The organism is Nostoc sp. S13 (genome assembly GCF_029379315.1).
Classification (GTDB): domain Bacteria; phylum Cyanobacteriota; class Cyanobacteriia; order Cyanobacteriales; family Nostocaceae; genus Nostoc.
In genome coordinates this window covers 15,744-31,857 of the sequence record NZ_JAQYWQ010000008.1, presented here as the reverse complement: position 1 = coordinate 31,857, position 16,114 = coordinate 15,744, and the positions used below count along the sequence as shown (strand labels likewise).

General features: G+C 41.6%; 11 protein-coding genes and 1 pseudogene. 9 read left to right on the top strand and 3 right to left on the bottom strand.

Features of this window, described 5'->3' with window-relative positions:
* Window positions 1–460 precede the first annotated feature (460 nt).
* The gene (locus PUQ00_RS04495; RefSeq protein ID WP_300413571.1) at window positions 461–1,081 is read left to right on the top strand and encodes a hypothetical protein; all 621 of its coding nucleotides are present in this window, start codon (window positions 461–463) and stop codon (window positions 1,079–1,081) included.
* A 408-nt stretch (window positions 1,082–1,489) separates the two neighbouring features.
* Here the strand turns inward: PUQ00_RS04495 and PUQ00_RS04490 are convergent, their stop codons facing one another.
* The gene (locus PUQ00_RS04490; protein WP_300413570.1) at window positions 1,490–2,668 is read right to left on the bottom strand and encodes an NAD(P)/FAD-dependent oxidoreductase; all 1,179 of its coding nucleotides are present in this window, start codon (window positions 2,666–2,668) and stop codon (window positions 1,490–1,492) included.
* Between the two features lie 473 nt (window positions 2,669–3,141).
* On the opposite strand from PUQ00_RS04490, the gene PUQ00_RS04485 reads away from it, so the two are divergent.
* On the top strand, window positions 3,142–3,660 hold the full coding sequence (locus PUQ00_RS04485; RefSeq protein ID WP_300413569.1) for a tellurite resistance TerB family protein: 519 nt from the start codon (window positions 3,142–3,144) through the stop codon (window positions 3,658–3,660).
* Window positions 3,661–3,732: 72 nt separating this feature from the next.
* Complete coding sequence (gene dacB, locus PUQ00_RS04480) at window positions 3,733–5,196, top strand: D-alanyl-D-alanine carboxypeptidase/D-alanyl-D-alanine-endopeptidase (RefSeq protein ID WP_300413568.1); 1,464 nt, start codon at window positions 3,733–3,735, stop codon at window positions 5,194–5,196.
* 190 nt (window positions 5,197–5,386) lie between these two features.
* Here dacB and PUQ00_RS04475 read toward each other — a convergent pair whose 3' ends face one another.
* Together PUQ00_RS04475 and PUQ00_RS04470 are read right to left on the bottom strand one after the other, a co-directional pair.
* The gene (locus PUQ00_RS04475) at window positions 5,387–5,890 is read right to left on the bottom strand and encodes a GNAT family N-acetyltransferase (RefSeq protein ID WP_300413567.1); all 504 of its coding nucleotides are present in this window, start codon (window positions 5,888–5,890) and stop codon (window positions 5,387–5,389) included.
* A 197-nt stretch (window positions 5,891–6,087) separates the two neighbouring features.
* A pseudogene (locus tag PUQ00_RS04470) lies at window positions 6,088–6,195 on the bottom strand (FAD-dependent oxidoreductase); the annotation flags it as partial.
* Window positions 6,196–6,373: 178 nt separating this feature from the next.
* Here PUQ00_RS04470 and PUQ00_RS04465 point away from each other — a divergent pair.
* The 6 genes from PUQ00_RS04465 (at window position 6,374) to hetR (ending at window position 15,841) form a co-directional block, all read left to right on the top strand.
* Window positions 6,374–6,841 (top strand): helix-turn-helix domain-containing protein, encoded by a 468-nt coding sequence (locus PUQ00_RS04465; RefSeq protein ID WP_334959715.1) that lies wholly within the window; start codon window positions 6,374–6,376, stop codon window positions 6,839–6,841.
* Window positions 6,842–6,845: 4 nt separating this feature from the next.
* Window positions 6,846–7,685, top strand: coding sequence for a PIN domain-containing protein (locus PUQ00_RS04460; RefSeq protein ID WP_300413566.1), 840 nt, complete (start codon window positions 6,846–6,848; stop codon window positions 7,683–7,685).
* Between the two features lie 58 nt (window positions 7,686–7,743).
* A complete protein-coding gene (locus PUQ00_RS04455) occupies window positions 7,744–8,790 on the top strand; it encodes a zinc-dependent dehydrogenase (protein ID WP_300413565.1) in 1,047 nt (348 codons plus the stop codon).
* 71 nt (window positions 8,791–8,861) lie between these two features.
* Complete coding sequence (locus PUQ00_RS04450; RefSeq protein WP_300413564.1) at window positions 8,862–10,160, top strand: inorganic phosphate transporter; 1,299 nt, start codon at window positions 8,862–8,864, stop codon at window positions 10,158–10,160.
* 741 nt (window positions 10,161–10,901) lie between these two features.
* Window positions 10,902–13,235: a DMT family transporter gene (locus tag PUQ00_RS04445; protein ID WP_300413563.1), complete on the top strand. Its 2,334-nt coding sequence runs from the start codon at window positions 10,902–10,904 to the stop codon at window positions 13,233–13,235.
* A 1,706-nt stretch (window positions 13,236–14,941) separates the two neighbouring features.
* A complete protein-coding gene (gene hetR, locus PUQ00_RS04440) occupies window positions 14,942–15,841 on the top strand; it encodes a heterocyst differentiation master regulator HetR (protein ID WP_300413562.1) in 900 nt (299 codons plus the stop codon).
* Window positions 15,842–16,114 lie beyond the last annotated feature (273 nt).

Here is a 16,114-nt window from a genome sequence, read left to right as displayed (position 1 = left end):
ATTCTGACTAGAGAGGCAGGGAAGCAGGGAAAAGGGGAGAAAGATGCTGGAATTCGCCAGCAATCAAGGGTTTAAGAGCAAATAAATTTGATTTATGCGGTTCTCCCCCCTTTCCTCTTGCGTAGGCAAAGCCAGCCGTAGCCAGTGGGATTACTTGTATCGATAATTATCGAGGTAAAGGAATTATCATTTGAATTAACTGTGTATTTTATTCTCTGGAAGTCCCTAAGGGATAGTGAAAATGCGCTCTCTCAAACTTGGTTGACTATGTGCGGTCGCTTTCCTTCGTGCAAGTCAGGCGATAGCATTGCAAAAATTTGATGTTGCAGAGAACTGCTGTACAGTCAGTGTTCGTATGCAACGCAGATCAGGAGTTACTGCACTCAAAGGTTAGCGTCTTACGGGGGATGACTAATAAAAGTTATCCAATTATCATTTTTGAAAATTGAACTCCTGACTGATGAACAACTTACAAAAGATGATTCCAGTTCTTGTTTTGGGGGCTAGTTTGGCTATAGTTTCGTCTCAAATGTGTGCTGCCATTACCGTTCAACAGGTAGCTACCCAAGCCCAATCATCAAGTGATTTGCCAGTGGTCAAATCAGCAGGACTTTCCCCCGATATGAATGTGCCTTGGTCGAAAATCGTGAGAATCATTGACCCTTTTGAAGGAGAATTTCTCGGTGTCTTTGATCGTAACTCCTTGGGAGGGTATTTGTACCGTGAGGGTTCAAAGCAAGTTATCAGCTTGTGGACTCCCCAAAGCATTCGAGTACTGGCGACATTGAATACGGATCAGGCAGGATCTTTTTTCTACGTCGCAGGTCGTGTGTATCCCAGACCTGATTATTTAAAGTTTGTCACCACCAAAAAAGTAGATAAACTTTTGCTCAAAGTTAGGGAACAAGTTTTTCAATTAGACGGTTCAAACAATAAGTTTGCTGTCAGTAAAGAGTTAGCTACTGCTTTGAAAAATGCTCCAGATGAGAACTTAGACATCAGGCTAGTCTTGGAAGAAGGTCAAACTGTTGATAGCAAAATTGGAACACAGACGGTGAAAGCTTGGCGAAGCATTTACTAACTGAAGGCTTCAAAGAAGGTGCGCTCCGTTAACCCTCTTCTAAGAAACCAGATTTTCTGAGGGCTGTATTTTGGCTTATCCGTTCCCGGCGACTTTCATGACTGGTGACGCTGTGATCCCGAATAAGTAAGATAATGCAGGTTTTATCGATTACAAGCGCAAAAGCTTCATTTTTCCTTGCCTGGCCAGAGATTTTTGTACAGTGACAAATTAAATGGCGTTGAGACAAATTCGTGTCATCAAGTTAAGGCTTACCACGTTAGGCTTGTAACAATTTGTATTGATACAATTTGTAAGTTCTCTCTGCTGGTTCTAAACTTAACGCTAGACAATTCAAGCTTCACACCCTTGATAACACTAATTTGGTGAAGCGACAAATAAAAAGTCACTTTACATCAGGATTAGAAATTACTTCGCGCCAAAAAACGCCAGCATTTTTTCGAGCGCGCCTGCGCTGTGCATCCGATCTCCATTTTCTAAAGACTCCTGCGCTGCCTCTGCCGCTCTTTTTCTCATTTGGTTTTCGTAAGAAGCAATAGCAGTTTGTATCTCACTAAAATTTTCCTTGCACAAACACTGGCTCAATTCTAAAGCATCAAGCATAGCCATGTTTGCGCCTTCTCCTGCAAAGGGCGGCATTACATGTGCGGCATCGCCGAGCATGGTTAAGTTGGGCAGGGCTTCCCAGTTTTGATTCAAAGGCATACAATAAATGGGTCGCGGAATAAAAGGTGTGACTGCATCTTCAAACAGTTCGTACCAGATACTGCTCCATTCGGAATATTCTTCTTTGAACCATGCCAGCATTTGTGTTTTATCATAATAATCTAAGCCACTATTTGCTGCCCAGTTTTCATCTGTTTTGAAACTTGCGTAAAAAGTTAGGTCACCATTGCCTTTCAGACCCATCAATAAATTCTTTGTATTTCCGAAAGCCATTATTTTTCCGCCATTCAGCAATGTATAAATATGAGGCGTTGCTTTTTCTGCATCAGAAATATTGCCTTCAAGCATTGTAATGCCTGAATAAAAAGCTTTGATGTCTGTGATGTATGGACGGATTTTAGAATTGGCGCCATCAGCAGCAATGACAATATCTGCGTAAGCAGATGAACCGCTTTTGAAATGCAACAACCAGCCCACATTTTGTTTTTCCATTGAAATAAAATGGCTGTCCCACACAACTGTTTTCAGTTGTAAAGATTCCAGCAACATATTTCGTAATGGACCACGGTCTATTTCAGGACGAAAATGTTCACTGTCAAAATCTTCATCAGGTTTGGTTTCGTGGTCGCTAAAAAATATTTCTGCACGTTCATTCACGATAACCATTTTATCGGCACCGGGACGAAAATTCTTTTTAAACTCGCTTAATAAATTTGCTTTGCGTAAAGCTGCCATTCCCGACCCTTCATGCATATCAAGCGGCGAGCCTACCATCCGAGCATGTTTATTAAAATCTCGTTCATACACTTTTACGTTTGCACCTTTCAGTTGTAAAAGTCGTGCTAAGGTTAGTCCACCGGGACCGCCACCAACTATAGCGATTTGTTTATTTTGTATCAACTTAGCTACGACTTCATCCATAAGTTCTATAAATCTCATTTTGTACAGTGACAAATTAAATGGCGTTGAAACAAATTCGTGTCATCAAGTTAAGCCTTACCACGTTAGGCTTGTAACAATTTGTATTGATACAATTTGTAAGTTCTCTCTGCTGGTTCTAAGCTTAACGCTACACAATTCAAGCTCCACACCCTCGATGACACTAATTTGGTAAAGCGACAAATAAAAAGTCACTGTACATTGAGTCCAATACAGCCTTCCCTACCTCTCCCTTTAGGTTGCGGTGGCGTATACAAGTACTAAAAATCTCGATCGCTCAAGGCAACTTAACTCTTTTTATACGCAGATAATATATTCTCTGCGTATTTTTCATGAAAATAAATATTTATCTCAATGTATTTTTCCCCATTCTTTTGGGAATCATAAATCGAGGAAGCATTATAGATCACAACGCATTACTTCCTGAAATATCACGTAACCTTTAAAGGATAATTATGTCTAAACGCAAGTTGCCCAAAGGCCGTAGCGCTAATTCAGTTGCTCTAGAACCAGAAGTTGCGATCGCAGTTATTGGAATTTTTTCCGCAGCTGCTGATGGTGAAGGTATAACCATAGAAGAACAATACGGTTTGAGTGAAATGCTGGGTGCCGTTTCCCAATTTGAAGATTTCTCTGATGAAGACTATGAAGAATTGACCGAGAAAGTCCTCAGCTTACTAGAAGAAGAAGAAGCTGAAGTTCTAATCAAGCAGGCGATCGAATCCTTACCGAATAAAGATTATCGAGAAGCTGCATACATCACCGCTATCTTAGTGGTCGGGATTGATGAGGAAGTACCGGAAGCAGAACAGGATTATATCTCTGAGCTTCAGGAAGCCTTGAAAATTTCAGATAAGCGAGCACAAGAACTTATAGACGAAGTATTCGGGGCAGACGAGGAAGACGACGAAGAAGAGGAGGAAGAGGAAGAAGAAGAGGAAGAAGAAAAAGGAAAAGGAAAAGCAAAGCGTTAATTTCCTCCTGTCGAACTGACGTTAAAAAAATGCCACACCAAGGTATTATCAAGTAGTTTTAATAACTATGTGATGACCAAAAAAATTTCTTTTAGCTTGATGCTGCTGTTTCTGGGTACTCAAATTGGTCTTACCCAGCCAGCAGCTAAAGCACAAACCCCAGTTGCACCAACAACTACCACAAAATCAATTTGCTCTACCCAACTGGGAACAGCTATAGATGCTGTAATCAATCGTCCCTTATTCAGTCGGGGGCGCTGGGGAATTTTGGTGCAACCCCTGTCAACCGGGCAAACTCTTTACAGTCGGGATGCTCAGAAATATTTTACTCCCGCGTCTAACCTGAAGTTGCTGACAACAGCAGCTGCATTGCAGCAGTTGGGTGCTAATTTTCGGATTCGCACCTCAATTTATCAGAATGGCAATGGTGTTTTACGTGTTGTGGGTAGGGGAGATCCCAGTTTAAGTGATACTCAACTGCAAATATTAGCACAGCAATTAAAACAGAAAGGTATTACTCAAATTCAGCGATTGATAGCTGATGATAGTTATATTCAAGGGGATATTGTTAACCCCACCTGGCAATGGGAAGATGTGCAGTCAGACTATGGCGCACCAGTCAGCAGCTTTATTCTGAATCAAAATATTTTTAGCTTAAAACTTGTACCGCAGGCTGTAGGTAAATCTTTACAAGTGCTATGGATTGATGCTGGCGAGGCGAAACAATGGCGGATAATTAATCAGTCAGTAACCGTTGCCCAAAATCAACCAATCTACGTCAACGTTACCCACGAATTATCAGGAACAGTATTACGAATTCAAGGACAACTGACAACAAATTCTGAACCGTCTTTAATAGATTTACCTGTAGTTGACCCTAATTATTACTTCTTACGGCGCTTCCGTAGTGCTTTGGCAACACAAAAAATTACCTTGGGGCAAACATTAGTAGTAAGTGGTGGTCTTAATCAAAAGGAAATAGCATTTGTAGAGTCGCCACCTTTATCTGAATTATTAATGGAAACTCTTCAGAATAGTAATAATCTTTATGCTGAAGCAATCTTGAGAGCATTAGCTGTGAAAAAACTCAGAGTCAAAAATCAAACTAGCGCTGATGTAGGTTTGGAAGTTGTGAAAGCGAGTTTAACTCAATTGGGAGTTAATCCAGCCAATTATGTTTTAGTGGATGGTTCGGGTTTATCACGTCGTGACTTAGTGACACCAGAAGCTTTTGTACAAACTTTGCGAGGAATAGCAAGAACACCAACAGCATATATATATCGCGCATCTTTACCTGTAGCGGGTAAAAGTGGAACCTTGAAAGGCCGCTTTCAAAATACATCTGCTGAGGGCATTGTCCAAGCAAAAACAGGTACATTAACAGGTGTAGTTTCTCTATCTGGATATCTGAATGCGCCTAAATATGAGCCGTTGGTTTTTAGTATTATCGTGAATCAATCGGAACAACCGACAACAGTTGTACGGCAGGCAATTGATGAAATTGTTGTGTTGTTAACACAGTTGCAGCATTGTTAAGAAGAATTCAGGAGTCAACCCCTTCGGGGAATTAAAAATTAAAAATTAAAAATTAATAATCCCCATAAATCAATTTAGGGGCTTGTACCCTTTTCGTTTTCGGTCAGAATTCAGAATTCAGAATACCCCATAAATTAAATTTAGTTGCTCTGTCCCTTTTTAGGTTTGTATTCTGACTAAGTAGAGCAGCTTAAACAACAGGTTTATTAATTCGGAGTCCCATGATTACTAAGTCCCGTTCAACGCTGTCAATTTCGGCAACTTTAGGTAAATGTCCCCAATGTTGAAAACCAAATGTTTCAAAAAGTTTTAAACTGGGTTGATTGTGGCCAAAAATGAAGCAAACTAGGGTCTTTAAACCCAAACTAGGACTTTCGCTAATTGCTTGTGCTAATAATTGTCGTCCCAAACCACACCGATGAAAGCTAGGGGCTATGTAAATACTAATTTCGGCAGTCGTACTATAGGCGGGCCGCCCATAAAAGGATTGAAAACTCAGCCATCCAGCAATTACTCCCTCTACTTCGATTACCCAAATTGGGCGTTGTGAAGGCGATCGCTCCTTAAACCAAGAAAGGCGACTTTCCACAGATACTGGCTCTAAATCAGCAGTTGCCATGCAGCTAGGAATTGCAGCATTATAAATTACCACAATTGCAGGCAAGTCAGTTTCAGTCGCATGGCGAATAGTCATTGCTGGCGTCTTGGAGAAAATCTGAGAAAATATTCAAAAATAATACAGCGTTAACAGCGTTCCGAAAGCCGTAACACACCCTAGTAGTCTGTCAATAAATAATTGAGGGGTGCGGATTGTTCGTAGTTTGCGCTTTAGTGAAGACAGCGCCAACTACGAACCGATCAAATTAAACTTGACACATTACTACACTATCTCACCAGAATAGTTTTGGCTCCCCGTTGTGCCGCTTGGATAGCAGCCGCAGTTCCTCCGGTTCCTCCACCGACAGCTAAGACATCAGATGTATATGTATGATCAACCATTGCTTAACCTCTTGAGTTTTCGACATATTTTCTCCAGATAGCTTGGACTCAGACAAGATAATTTATTTTTTTTTCGGATATTTCGTTTATGTAGTGTGTATGATTAAGATAGTGAATAAAATTGTCAGTGTAAATTGCATTGCTAATGACAAAGCCTGCAACATAGTAGGAGACTAATATGATGTTAAGACAGAACATGTCTTTAGATTCTGTAATATCTCCACAGTTAGAAGCTCAATCTATCAAAGAACTGGATCGCATACTGAGCGTTAAAGATTTTCAGGCGAAACTGGTAGGAGCTAACGGAGAAAAAATTAACATTCCTGAGCCGATTTATCAGATGTTGCTTCAAGTTGTCCATGCAATGGCATCAGGTAAAGCTATATCTATAATTCCTCAACAACAGGAACTGACGACACAACAAGCGGCTGAACTCCTTAATGTATCACGTCCTTACTTGATCAAGTTATTAAAACAAGGCGACATTGATTATATCAAGGTGGGTTCACATCGCCGGGTTCGTTTTGATGATTTAATGAAATATAAACAACAGCGGGACACCAAGCGCCGAGAAGGTTTGAAGGAATTGACTCAATTTCTGCAAGATGAGGGGTTCTATGATGAGGAGAGTAGCAAATTAGACTAATAAGATGCTTTCTTTCTCTGTTGTTCTGGACTCCTGCGTTATCTACCCCATGCCTCTGTGTGATACTTTATTCCGTGCTGCTGAGGCAGAACTTTACCAAATTCATTTTTCACAAGAAATTCTAGAAGGTGCTACTCGCAACCTTGTAAAGAACGGAAAGATGACAGATGCCAAGGCAGCACGCTTTCAAGAAATGCTCAAGATGCATTTTCCTGAAGCAATAGTGGAAGTACCAGAACAGCTAGTTGCATCAATGACAAATCATCCAGGCGATCACCATGTTGTCGCCGCTGCTGTAGTTGCCAAGGCAGAGGTAATTGTTACTGCTGACCTAGATGACTTTCCAGCAGAGGCTTTAAAGCCTTGGGATATTGAGGCTTGGCATCCAGATGATTTTTTGGTTTATCTTAATGAGCAATTTCCAGGAAAAATGATTGAAGTAATTCGGCAGCAATCAGGGGATCTCAAGAATCCTCCGCTGACCGTTGTTGAATTGCTGGATAAGTTAGAAAAAAAGAATAATGTTACAAAATTTGCTGGTAGCATTCGCTTCCATGAATATTCTAATGTAATCGTGCAAATTGCCAAAACAACCTTGAAGAGTAAGTTTGCAAGAATAGCACCAAAGGGTGGTCGATACCTTGAGGGTGAACAGTATCGACTTTGGCAAAAAGCGGGAATTTTAACAATTACGGCTAAAGACAACCGAGGGGAAATCCTGCGAGTTGAGAATGGGAAAATTCAGGGAAGTCTTTTATCACAGGACATTAAGGCATTCCAAATATTTGAACAAAGCTTAGAACAAGAACTAGGACAAACTAAAACACAGAAATCTCAAATCTGATAGCCTAACGTTGACTGCTAATGTTACATCTAGTATCGTTGAGCGGTGAAAAACTAACGTGAAAGCACAAGTATTTAGAGGCGTCAATCAACTGTCTTACGAAGATATCCCAGTTCCAACCCTAGAACCAGATGAAGTGCTGGTACAGGTGCGGGTTGTGGGGTTGTGTCAGTCAGATATTAAAAAAATTCGTTATCCACTGTATGAACCGCCGCGCATTTTTGGACATGAAACTGCCGGCACGATCGCAGCCGTAGGTAATAATGTCAAAGGTTGGCAAGTTGGACAACGGGTAGCGGTAATGCACCACATCCCCTGTATGCGTTGCGCCTACTGCCTAAATGATAATTTCTCCATGTGCGATGTCTACAAAAACATCTCCACTACCGCAGGCTTTAACGCCAGTGGCGGCGGTTTTGCTGATTATGTCAAAGTTCCGGGTCATATTGTGGAAAATGGTGGGCTAATTCCCATCCCTGATAACATCAGTTTTGAAGAAGCGAGTTTTGTAGAACCGACTAACTGCTGTTTGAAAGCGGTAAAAAAAGCTCAAATTGCCCCAGGACAAACTGTGTTAGTTACTGGTGCTGGGCCAATTGGGTTAATGTTTATCATGTTGGTGAAGTATTTCGGAGCAAAAGCGATCGCTACCGATTTACTACCCTCTAGAATTGAAAAAGCTTTGAGTGTGGGTGCAGAGGCGGCTTTTGATGCTCGTGATCCCGATTTAGCCGCCAAAATTCATACTCTGACTGGTGGATTAGGCGTTGATGTTACTTTGCTGGCTGTTCCTAGTGAGAAAGCCTTCTTTCAAGCACTTGATTGTACCCGCAAAGGTGGCAAAATCTTGTTTTTCGCGGAATTCCCTGATGAGGTAGAAATTCCCATCAACCCTAACATCCTCTACCGTCGGGAAATTGATTTGATCGGCAGTTATAGCTCATCTTATCGGCTTCAGAATCTATCAACTGATATTGTATTTAATCAGCAGATTGATGTAAAAGCGTTAATTAGCGATCGCTATTCATTAAAAGATTTATCAGCAGCTGTGGAAGTTGCGATCGCACCCACACCGGATACTTATAAAATCTTAATTTATCCGTAAAAAGAGATGAGGGGCATGAGGAAGCAATTTTTCTCCCCCTTCTTTCCCTGCTTCCCCATCAGCCTAAAAAAATGCTTATTACTCAAGTTGCAGTCGCTCTACTAGCTTTCTACGTCGCCTGGAATCTCGGAGCAAACGATGTTGCTAACGCAATGGGAACCTCTGTAGGTTCCAAAGCTGTCACCCTCAAACAGGCACTTATTATTGCTGGGGTATTAGAGTTTACGGGTGCTGTATTATTTGGACATCAGGTAACGGAAACCCTAGCGACGAAAATTGCTAATCCCGCCTTATTCGCCGCTACACCCCAAATATTCGTTGTTGGGATGGTAACGGTACTAATATCGTGTGGTGTGTGGTTGCAAATTGCCACATCACGCGGTTTACCTGTATCCTCTTCTCATGCGGTTGTTGGTGCGATCGCTGGATTTAGTTGGGTAGCTTTGGGAGTAGATGCAATTGATTGGTCATCAATTGGCTTAATCACCATTGGCTGGATTTTAACGCCATTAATTAGTGGTGCGATCGCTGCTTTATTCTACAGTCAAATCAAGCACTGGATTTTGGATCAACCCAATCAAGTAGTGCAGTTACAAGAATGGATTCCCTGGTTGAGTACTCTACTGCTAGGTGTATTCGGAGTCATTGTATTACCATCGCTGACTGAACCGCTAACCAATTTTGTAATTGAGCTTGGTTTTACAATCCCTGCTTACGACATTCCACTGTTAACCGGTGCAGTAGCAGCAGTTGGACTCACAATCATTAGTTGGCGACAATTGGGAGACAAGGGGACAACCGGGCAAACAGAAGAGTCTACCCAATCCCCCATGCCCCATGCCCCATGCCCCATGCCCAATCCCGTAGAAAGATTATTCGGTCGATTCCAACTGCTGAGTGCTTGCTTTGTAGCCTTTGCTCATGGTTCTAATGATGTGGGAAATGCGATCGCTCCTTTAGCTGCGATCGTTTACATCAATCGCACTGGTAGCGTACCTATAGATGGTATCACTATCCCCATTTGGATTTTAATCCTTGGTGGTGCTGGTATTGTTGGTGGTTTAGCTGTCTGGGGTAAAAAAGTCATCGCCACTATTGGCGAAAACATTATTTCCTTGCAACCTAGTAGTGGATTTTGTGCCGAACTGGCTACTGCTACTACCATCCTCATCGCCTCTCGGCTAGGTTTACCAGTCTCCACCTCCCACGCTCTCGTCGGTGGTGTAGTGGGTATTGGACTAGTGCAAAATATCAAGTCGATTAAGTTCCAAACACTAAAAGGCATTGCCGCCGCATGGCTAATTACAATCCCCGTGAGTGCTATCCTTAGCGCTGCCATCTTTAGCATCGCCCGGATTTTATTCTTCTAAGAATTATTAATATTTTCCTAACTTTTTTCTCTACTGCATTTACTCAAAGTAAAACCTAGACTGCAATTCTGCAAAAAAGCGTGTTTTTGCAGAATTGCTACTCATTCATTTAGAATGTTGTACAGGGGATAGCGTAACTTGGAATTTCCACAGAAAGATACTTTAATCTCTATTTAGAGATGTAAACTGTCACACAAGTTACATTCCACACGAATTTCCAGCTAGTTTCGCAAGTCAGACAATTTTGTGGCGATGTCTGGCAAGAAGTCAGTTTGCGCCTACGCGCACCCATCTGCAAGTCTTTGACAATTACTATTGGTAGCAAAACAATAAATAGTTATTTGGAGTGAGATTTATTTAAAAGTAAAAATCTCATTGGCAAATAATTGATGGAAATTAAAACTGACCAAAAACAAAAAAGTCTCAGTTCAAGCGACTTCCAGTCGTGGCGATAATTCCAAAATCGTTCGACTAAGCGTTCGTAGAGCGTCTCCGAGAGAAGTCGAAGTCCAAAATCGAATGGTCAAATATTTGTTAATGCTGAAGAGAAAACCGTGTAGTAAGGAGTGGAGCAAATTTGATGCTTTGCCAACCTGTGTCTAGTATGACAGAATTACGTTGAAATGCGGAAGTGCTGTTAAAATTTTTAATTTATCTGACAAAATACAGGAAATTACTATGAACGCCAAGCAAGCGTACGGGAAGCAGCTTTATCGTCAAGGTATTAGAGGTTAGAAGCTAATGGGGCGATTCGAGAAGCAACCAGAAAACCCGCGAGTCAGAGGCGAGCTATCCAGAGCAGCAGAAAATGCTCTTTGGGCTGTAGTTGAAGACTTAGAAAATCTTCAGCAGAATGTCCTCAGAGCGTTGCAGGAAGACGTAAAGCGGCTTCAGTCCGAAAAAAATCGGTTATCTGATGAAATTCAAAGCTTGGTAGAGGAAAAAGAGCATTTACAGCAAGTGCGCCAAATCACTGAGCAGCAAGTGTTGATTCGTCAACTGGCAGAAGTTCTGGCAAAGCATATATCTTCACAACTGCAATCCTCTCTAGCAACTTTAGCTAACCAAAGCAGCGAGGGCAAGTCTTACGAACAAGCTGCGCTGAAGTCCGCTGAAGTGAGCAGCAATGTAGTAGGTGAAATCAATGAAAAAGTCGAACACATGTTTGACAGCCTGGATGACACCGTTACTGTTACTTTTAACTCCCTGCAACAGGAGCTGAAGAATTATCAAAGTAATCTTTCCCAACAGTTGTCACGGATGTACAGCCAGCAGCAGCAAGGGGAAACGATTTTGGCGGAGTTTGTTAATCGCCTGCATGGAGAACTAGAAAAAACTATAGAAGAAACTTTGCGTAAACCAGAAACAGCAGGTAAACCTACTGTTTTGCAGTTTAGGGAGCCAGAGAAAAACACTTCTTTTGAGACATCCCCGCCACAGTCTGGCGAAGTAGCCAGAAATTCCCCTGAGCCAATTTCCCTGATCCCGAATAAATTTTCACAAAGGGAAACGACATCAGAGGCAACCATTGTTAGGGAAAACGCCGCGAACCCAATTTCTTTACCCAGCAAGGACTTGTCCCAAAGGGAAACAACATCAGAGCCAACCATTGTTAGAGAAAACACCGCGAACCCAATTTCTGTCCCCAGCAAGGACTTGTTCCAAAGGGAAACGACATCAGAGCCAACCATTGTTAGAGAAAACGCCGCGAACCCAATTTCTTTACCCAGCAAGGACTTATCCCAAAGGGAAACGACATCAGAGCCTCCGGTGGCTGTAGTTCCGCCGCCAAAAGACAATGCCACCGAACCGATTTCTGTCCTCAATCAGGACTTGCCGGAAAACAAAACGACATCAGAGCCTCCGACTGCATCTGTACCCCAGCCTGGAGCAATGCCACCTTCACGAAGGAGAAACGCTGCTGAACCAATTTCTGTCCTCCGCAGGAACGGATCACAGAGCAAAGCTAAATCCTCATCGACCACTGCCCTAGAGCCGCAGCCGGAAGCAAAACCCCCACAATCACGATCGCCTAATTCCTCTGGCTTATCGCCGCTCCAAATTGGCTTCTTGTTGATTGTCTTATCGGCAGTGGTATCGTCGCTTTATAACGTAGCCATCAAGGTGATTTTCCATGAAGGTTCCCAGATTTTTGGAGTATTAGAGGTAGAGCGCTTGCTACCGCCGACTTTGGGCAATACTCTGTTAATTTTGACCCTACGGTTTATGGTAGTAGTTCCATTGATGTTACTGTTATCTCCAATACTGCATCCTCAATTGTGGCAAGACCTGGAAAACTTGGGCGCTTCAGTCCGAGGAAAGCCCACAGGTGCTAATGCAGCTAACAAGCAGATTTTGCTGTTGTCGATTGTGAGTGGGGGCTTTTTGTTTTTGTCTCAGGTGCTGATATACATTGCGATCGCTCAAGTCACGACTGGAATGGCGATCGCACTGTTCTTTGTCTATCCAATGGTTAGTGGTCTATTGTCGTGGTTTCTGTTTCGCGATCGCCCGACCATATTCCGCATCAGTGCGATCGCCGCGATTTGCTGCGGTGAATTGTTAGTTTTAGGGGGTTCTCCCAGCATAGGTATGGGTAATACTTCAATGGGAAGCAGCGCCGCCATTCTTTCGGGTGTGGCTTTTGCAGCCTACATAATTCTGACACGGGTTTGTGCTAGCAAACTGCATCCGGTGACTTTTACTTTAATAAACTTCGCTACCATGTTGGTGTTGAGCTTTATCTGCTTGATGCTACCTTTACCAAGCAGTTGGAACTTGGTAGTTGACCCTTCTAAGATACTGGAACTAGTTTTAAGCGCATTTATTTTGGGTGTGCTGACTCTGGCGGGCTATTTGCTCAACAATGTTGGTATTAGTAAACTAGGTGCCTCACGATCGGCGATCATCGGTGGTAGCATTCCAGTTTTAACCGTGATTTTCGCTGGGCTAATCATTCAAGAAAATTTGGATCTTGTGCAAATTCTGGGAGTATTGTTAGTAACCTTTGGTGCCGCTGCTTTCAGCTTGGAAACAATACGAAATCAGGTTAAACCTTCTAATCCCACGAATTAAATGGCGAGTTCAATCAGTTTAGATGTGGTGGGAGCTACTTTACCTCCCACCACTCTCAGCATGAATCGTGACGCGAATACGCCTACTTCTAACTTCTCTAAATTATCAGTGAGATACAAGATCCCTGACTTCTCCAAGAAGCCGGGGATCTAAGTTTTTACGAATGATTTAGAACTGCTGTATAGGTGTAGATAACACCTAATACATTAGCGGAGAGTAATCAAAATTACTTAACTTGTAATATATTTTTAGGAATTTAGCCTGATATAGGTAGGGAAAACACGTATATATAAGCAGTATGATCAGGTTTATTTCATTCTCCCCTAGTCGCCAGGGAATAAATTCCCCATCTTATGGCTAAAGTCGGTTTTAATCGACTATCAATAAGCTTTTGAGTCCGTTTTAACGCACTTGGACTATAAGAAAAGGAAATAAATTTCCGGATGGGTTATGCGAAGAATGAAATAGCCCTGGCAGTATGAGTACTACTGACTCAAGCAGTTGAGCATGAGTACTTGCTAAAAGACAAAATTGGCAAGGAATTAAGACCATTGCAGCACATTTTGGAACTAGGAGATGAACAATCTTTAGAGTAACCGCTTTTTTCAGCGTGGGAGACTATTGTCGCTAACAGCGAGGTAAAAACATACTTGGAAGTAGCTAATAAATTAGTGAAATCAGGGACTTTCAAAATTATTTCATCAAAAAAATATAAATTTATTGAGGAATAATCTCTAAATAATCATCAGATGGAATCCAATATGTTTTATTATCTTTATGGTTAGTAACTCATTTTTCAGTTATTAGCATGATCAACAAAGCCTGATGGCTATGCAATTCACTCTGAATTCATCGCAGTTTTCTGTGTCAAATCATCAACATAAAAAATAAATAAGACTTGATTTAGAAGGAAGCATCCAAATATCATCAAACCTTGATTTAAGCAAAATGTAAATTATTTAAAGATACATTATTGATAAAATTAAACATAGATAAATTTATTCCAAATCCGAAAAACAATGATATGATAAAAACTAATAATTGAATAAAATAGGGATTTTGAAATTGGAATTATTTGCTCTGCTTGATGTCTATTATCTTTCCTTAAGCCAACGGCTGAAACTGCCGAGACATCACTGGAAGTTCTGAACGGATGATAGTTCACAAAGACAACCTCTAAATGTGACTACACCTGGTAAGCGATTTCTTTTTAGACCACTTCCAATTATTTCTAGTCACCTGTGTGCTACAAATAATTTGCCAAAGCTGAAAAAACCGATCTTTTCCGAGTAACAGATATTCTAGATAAACCGCGCAAACTTGTTATTACTCCGAGTCGGTATCATGCCACAATTAGGTGTAAGCAGCTTGGCGTTATTGCTCTTGAAAGATCAGAAAAACCTCAAAGAACTGAGAGACTTTGTAGATTAATTGCAACATACTTGACTTTTGAGACATAAACCGCTTTCAAACTAGAATTGGTGATGTCTGTAATTTTCTGGTTAGATGTAGGGACAGTTATAGTAACAATACTAAATCTGCTCATGTACCAGAAAAGATGCGAAAATGGTAGTTTGCGCTACCGTCGATCTCATAGTTATCGCATACTAATATAGTTTGAAGTAAATACATTGCCTTCAGGTGTATATTACCAATTCTCACTCGATTAGAAAACTCTGTAAACGTGCTATTCAATTGTCTGTAATATGAGTAACGACATAGATCTGATCAAACGTCTTGACCCCAGTGCGATGGATCAGATCATGCTTTATCTGGCTTTTAGTGCCATGCGGACGAGTGGGCACAGGCATGGGGCATTTTTAGACGCAGCCGCAACAGCAGCAAAGTGTGCAATTTACATGACTTATTTGGAGCAGGGACAAAACCTGCGGATGACAGGGCATTTGCACCACCTGGAACCGAAACGCGTAAAAATTATTGTAGAAGAAGTCAGACAGGCGCTAACAGAAGGCAAACTGTTAAAAATGCTGGGTTCTCAGGAACCGCGCTATCTGATTCAATTGCCTTATGTTTGGTTAGAAAAGTATCCTTGGCAACCGGGGCGATCGCGCGTTCCTGGTAGCAATCTGACTAGTGAAGAAAAAAGACAAATTGAGCAGAAATTGCCAACCAATCTACCTGACGCTCAGTTAGTTAGCTCTTTTGAGTTTCTGGATTTGATTGAGTTTTTGCACAAGCGATCGCAAGAAGAGTTGCCACCCGAACACCAAATGCCTTTGAGTGAAGCTTTGGGTGAGCATATCAAGCGCCGTCTACTCTACTCAGGCACAGTAACACGCGTTGATTCTCCTTGGGGAATGCCCTTCTACGCTCTTACTCGTCCTTTTTATGCCCCAGCAGACGATCAAGAACGCACTTACATCATGGTAGAAGATACCGCTCGGTATTTTCGGATGATGAAAAATTGGGCAGAACGGCGACGAAATGCCATGCGCTTACTGGAAGAACTTGATATCCTCCCAGAAAAAATGGAGCAGGCTATGGAAGAATTGGATGAAGTTATCCGTGCCTGGGCAGATAAATATCACCAAGACGGTGGTATTGCAGTGATTTTACAGACGGCTTTTGGCCAAAGAGAAGACTAGCGCCATTAGCATAAATTCAAAATTCAAAAAGCTGATAAAGTAAGCTTTTACTGATTTTGTCCCTTGCTTAAGAGTAAGGGCGTGGTTGGTGTATTTACATTTTAATACTGTACTAGTAGTACAAAAGTCACAAGCAATTTTGTGACTTTTGTCTTGTTAAGTATTTAGTTTGGATAATTTGCCAGCAGAGGACAATTATGGCGGGTTTTATATAAATATTGTCGTTCCAATCATAGTAGGGTAGGCATCGTAATGCCCACCCTACAAAAAATT

Coding starts and splice junctions, on each gene's coding strand:
- PUQ00_RS04495 (WP_300413571.1), top strand. CDS start 461: ATGAACAACTTACAAAAGATGATTCCAGTTCTTGTTTTGGGGGCTAGT.
- PUQ00_RS04475 (WP_300413567.1), bottom strand. CDS start 5,890: ATGACTATTCGCCATGCGACTGAAACTGACTTGCCTGCAATTGTGGTA.
- hetR (WP_300413562.1), top strand. CDS start 14,942: ATGAGTAACGACATAGATCTGATCAAACGTCTTGACCCCAGTGCGATG.
- PUQ00_RS04445 (WP_300413563.1), top strand. CDS start 10,902: ATGGGGCGATTCGAGAAGCAACCAGAAAACCCGCGAGTCAGAGGCGAG.
- dacB (WP_300413568.1), top strand. CDS start 3,733: ATGACCAAAAAAATTTCTTTTAGCTTGATGCTGCTGTTTCTGGGTACT.
- PUQ00_RS04485 (WP_300413569.1), top strand. CDS start 3,142: ATGTCTAAACGCAAGTTGCCCAAAGGCCGTAGCGCTAATTCAGTTGCT.
- PUQ00_RS04450 (WP_300413564.1), top strand. CDS start 8,862: ATGCTTATTACTCAAGTTGCAGTCGCTCTACTAGCTTTCTACGTCGCC.
- PUQ00_RS04460 (WP_300413566.1), top strand. CDS start 6,846: ATGCTTTCTTTCTCTGTTGTTCTGGACTCCTGCGTTATCTACCCCATG.
- PUQ00_RS04465 (WP_334959715.1), top strand. CDS start 6,374: ATGATGTTAAGACAGAACATGTCTTTAGATTCTGTAATATCTCCACAG.
- PUQ00_RS04490 (WP_300413570.1), bottom strand. CDS start 2,668: ATGGATGAAGTCGTAGCTAAGTTGATACAAAATAAACAAATCGCTATA.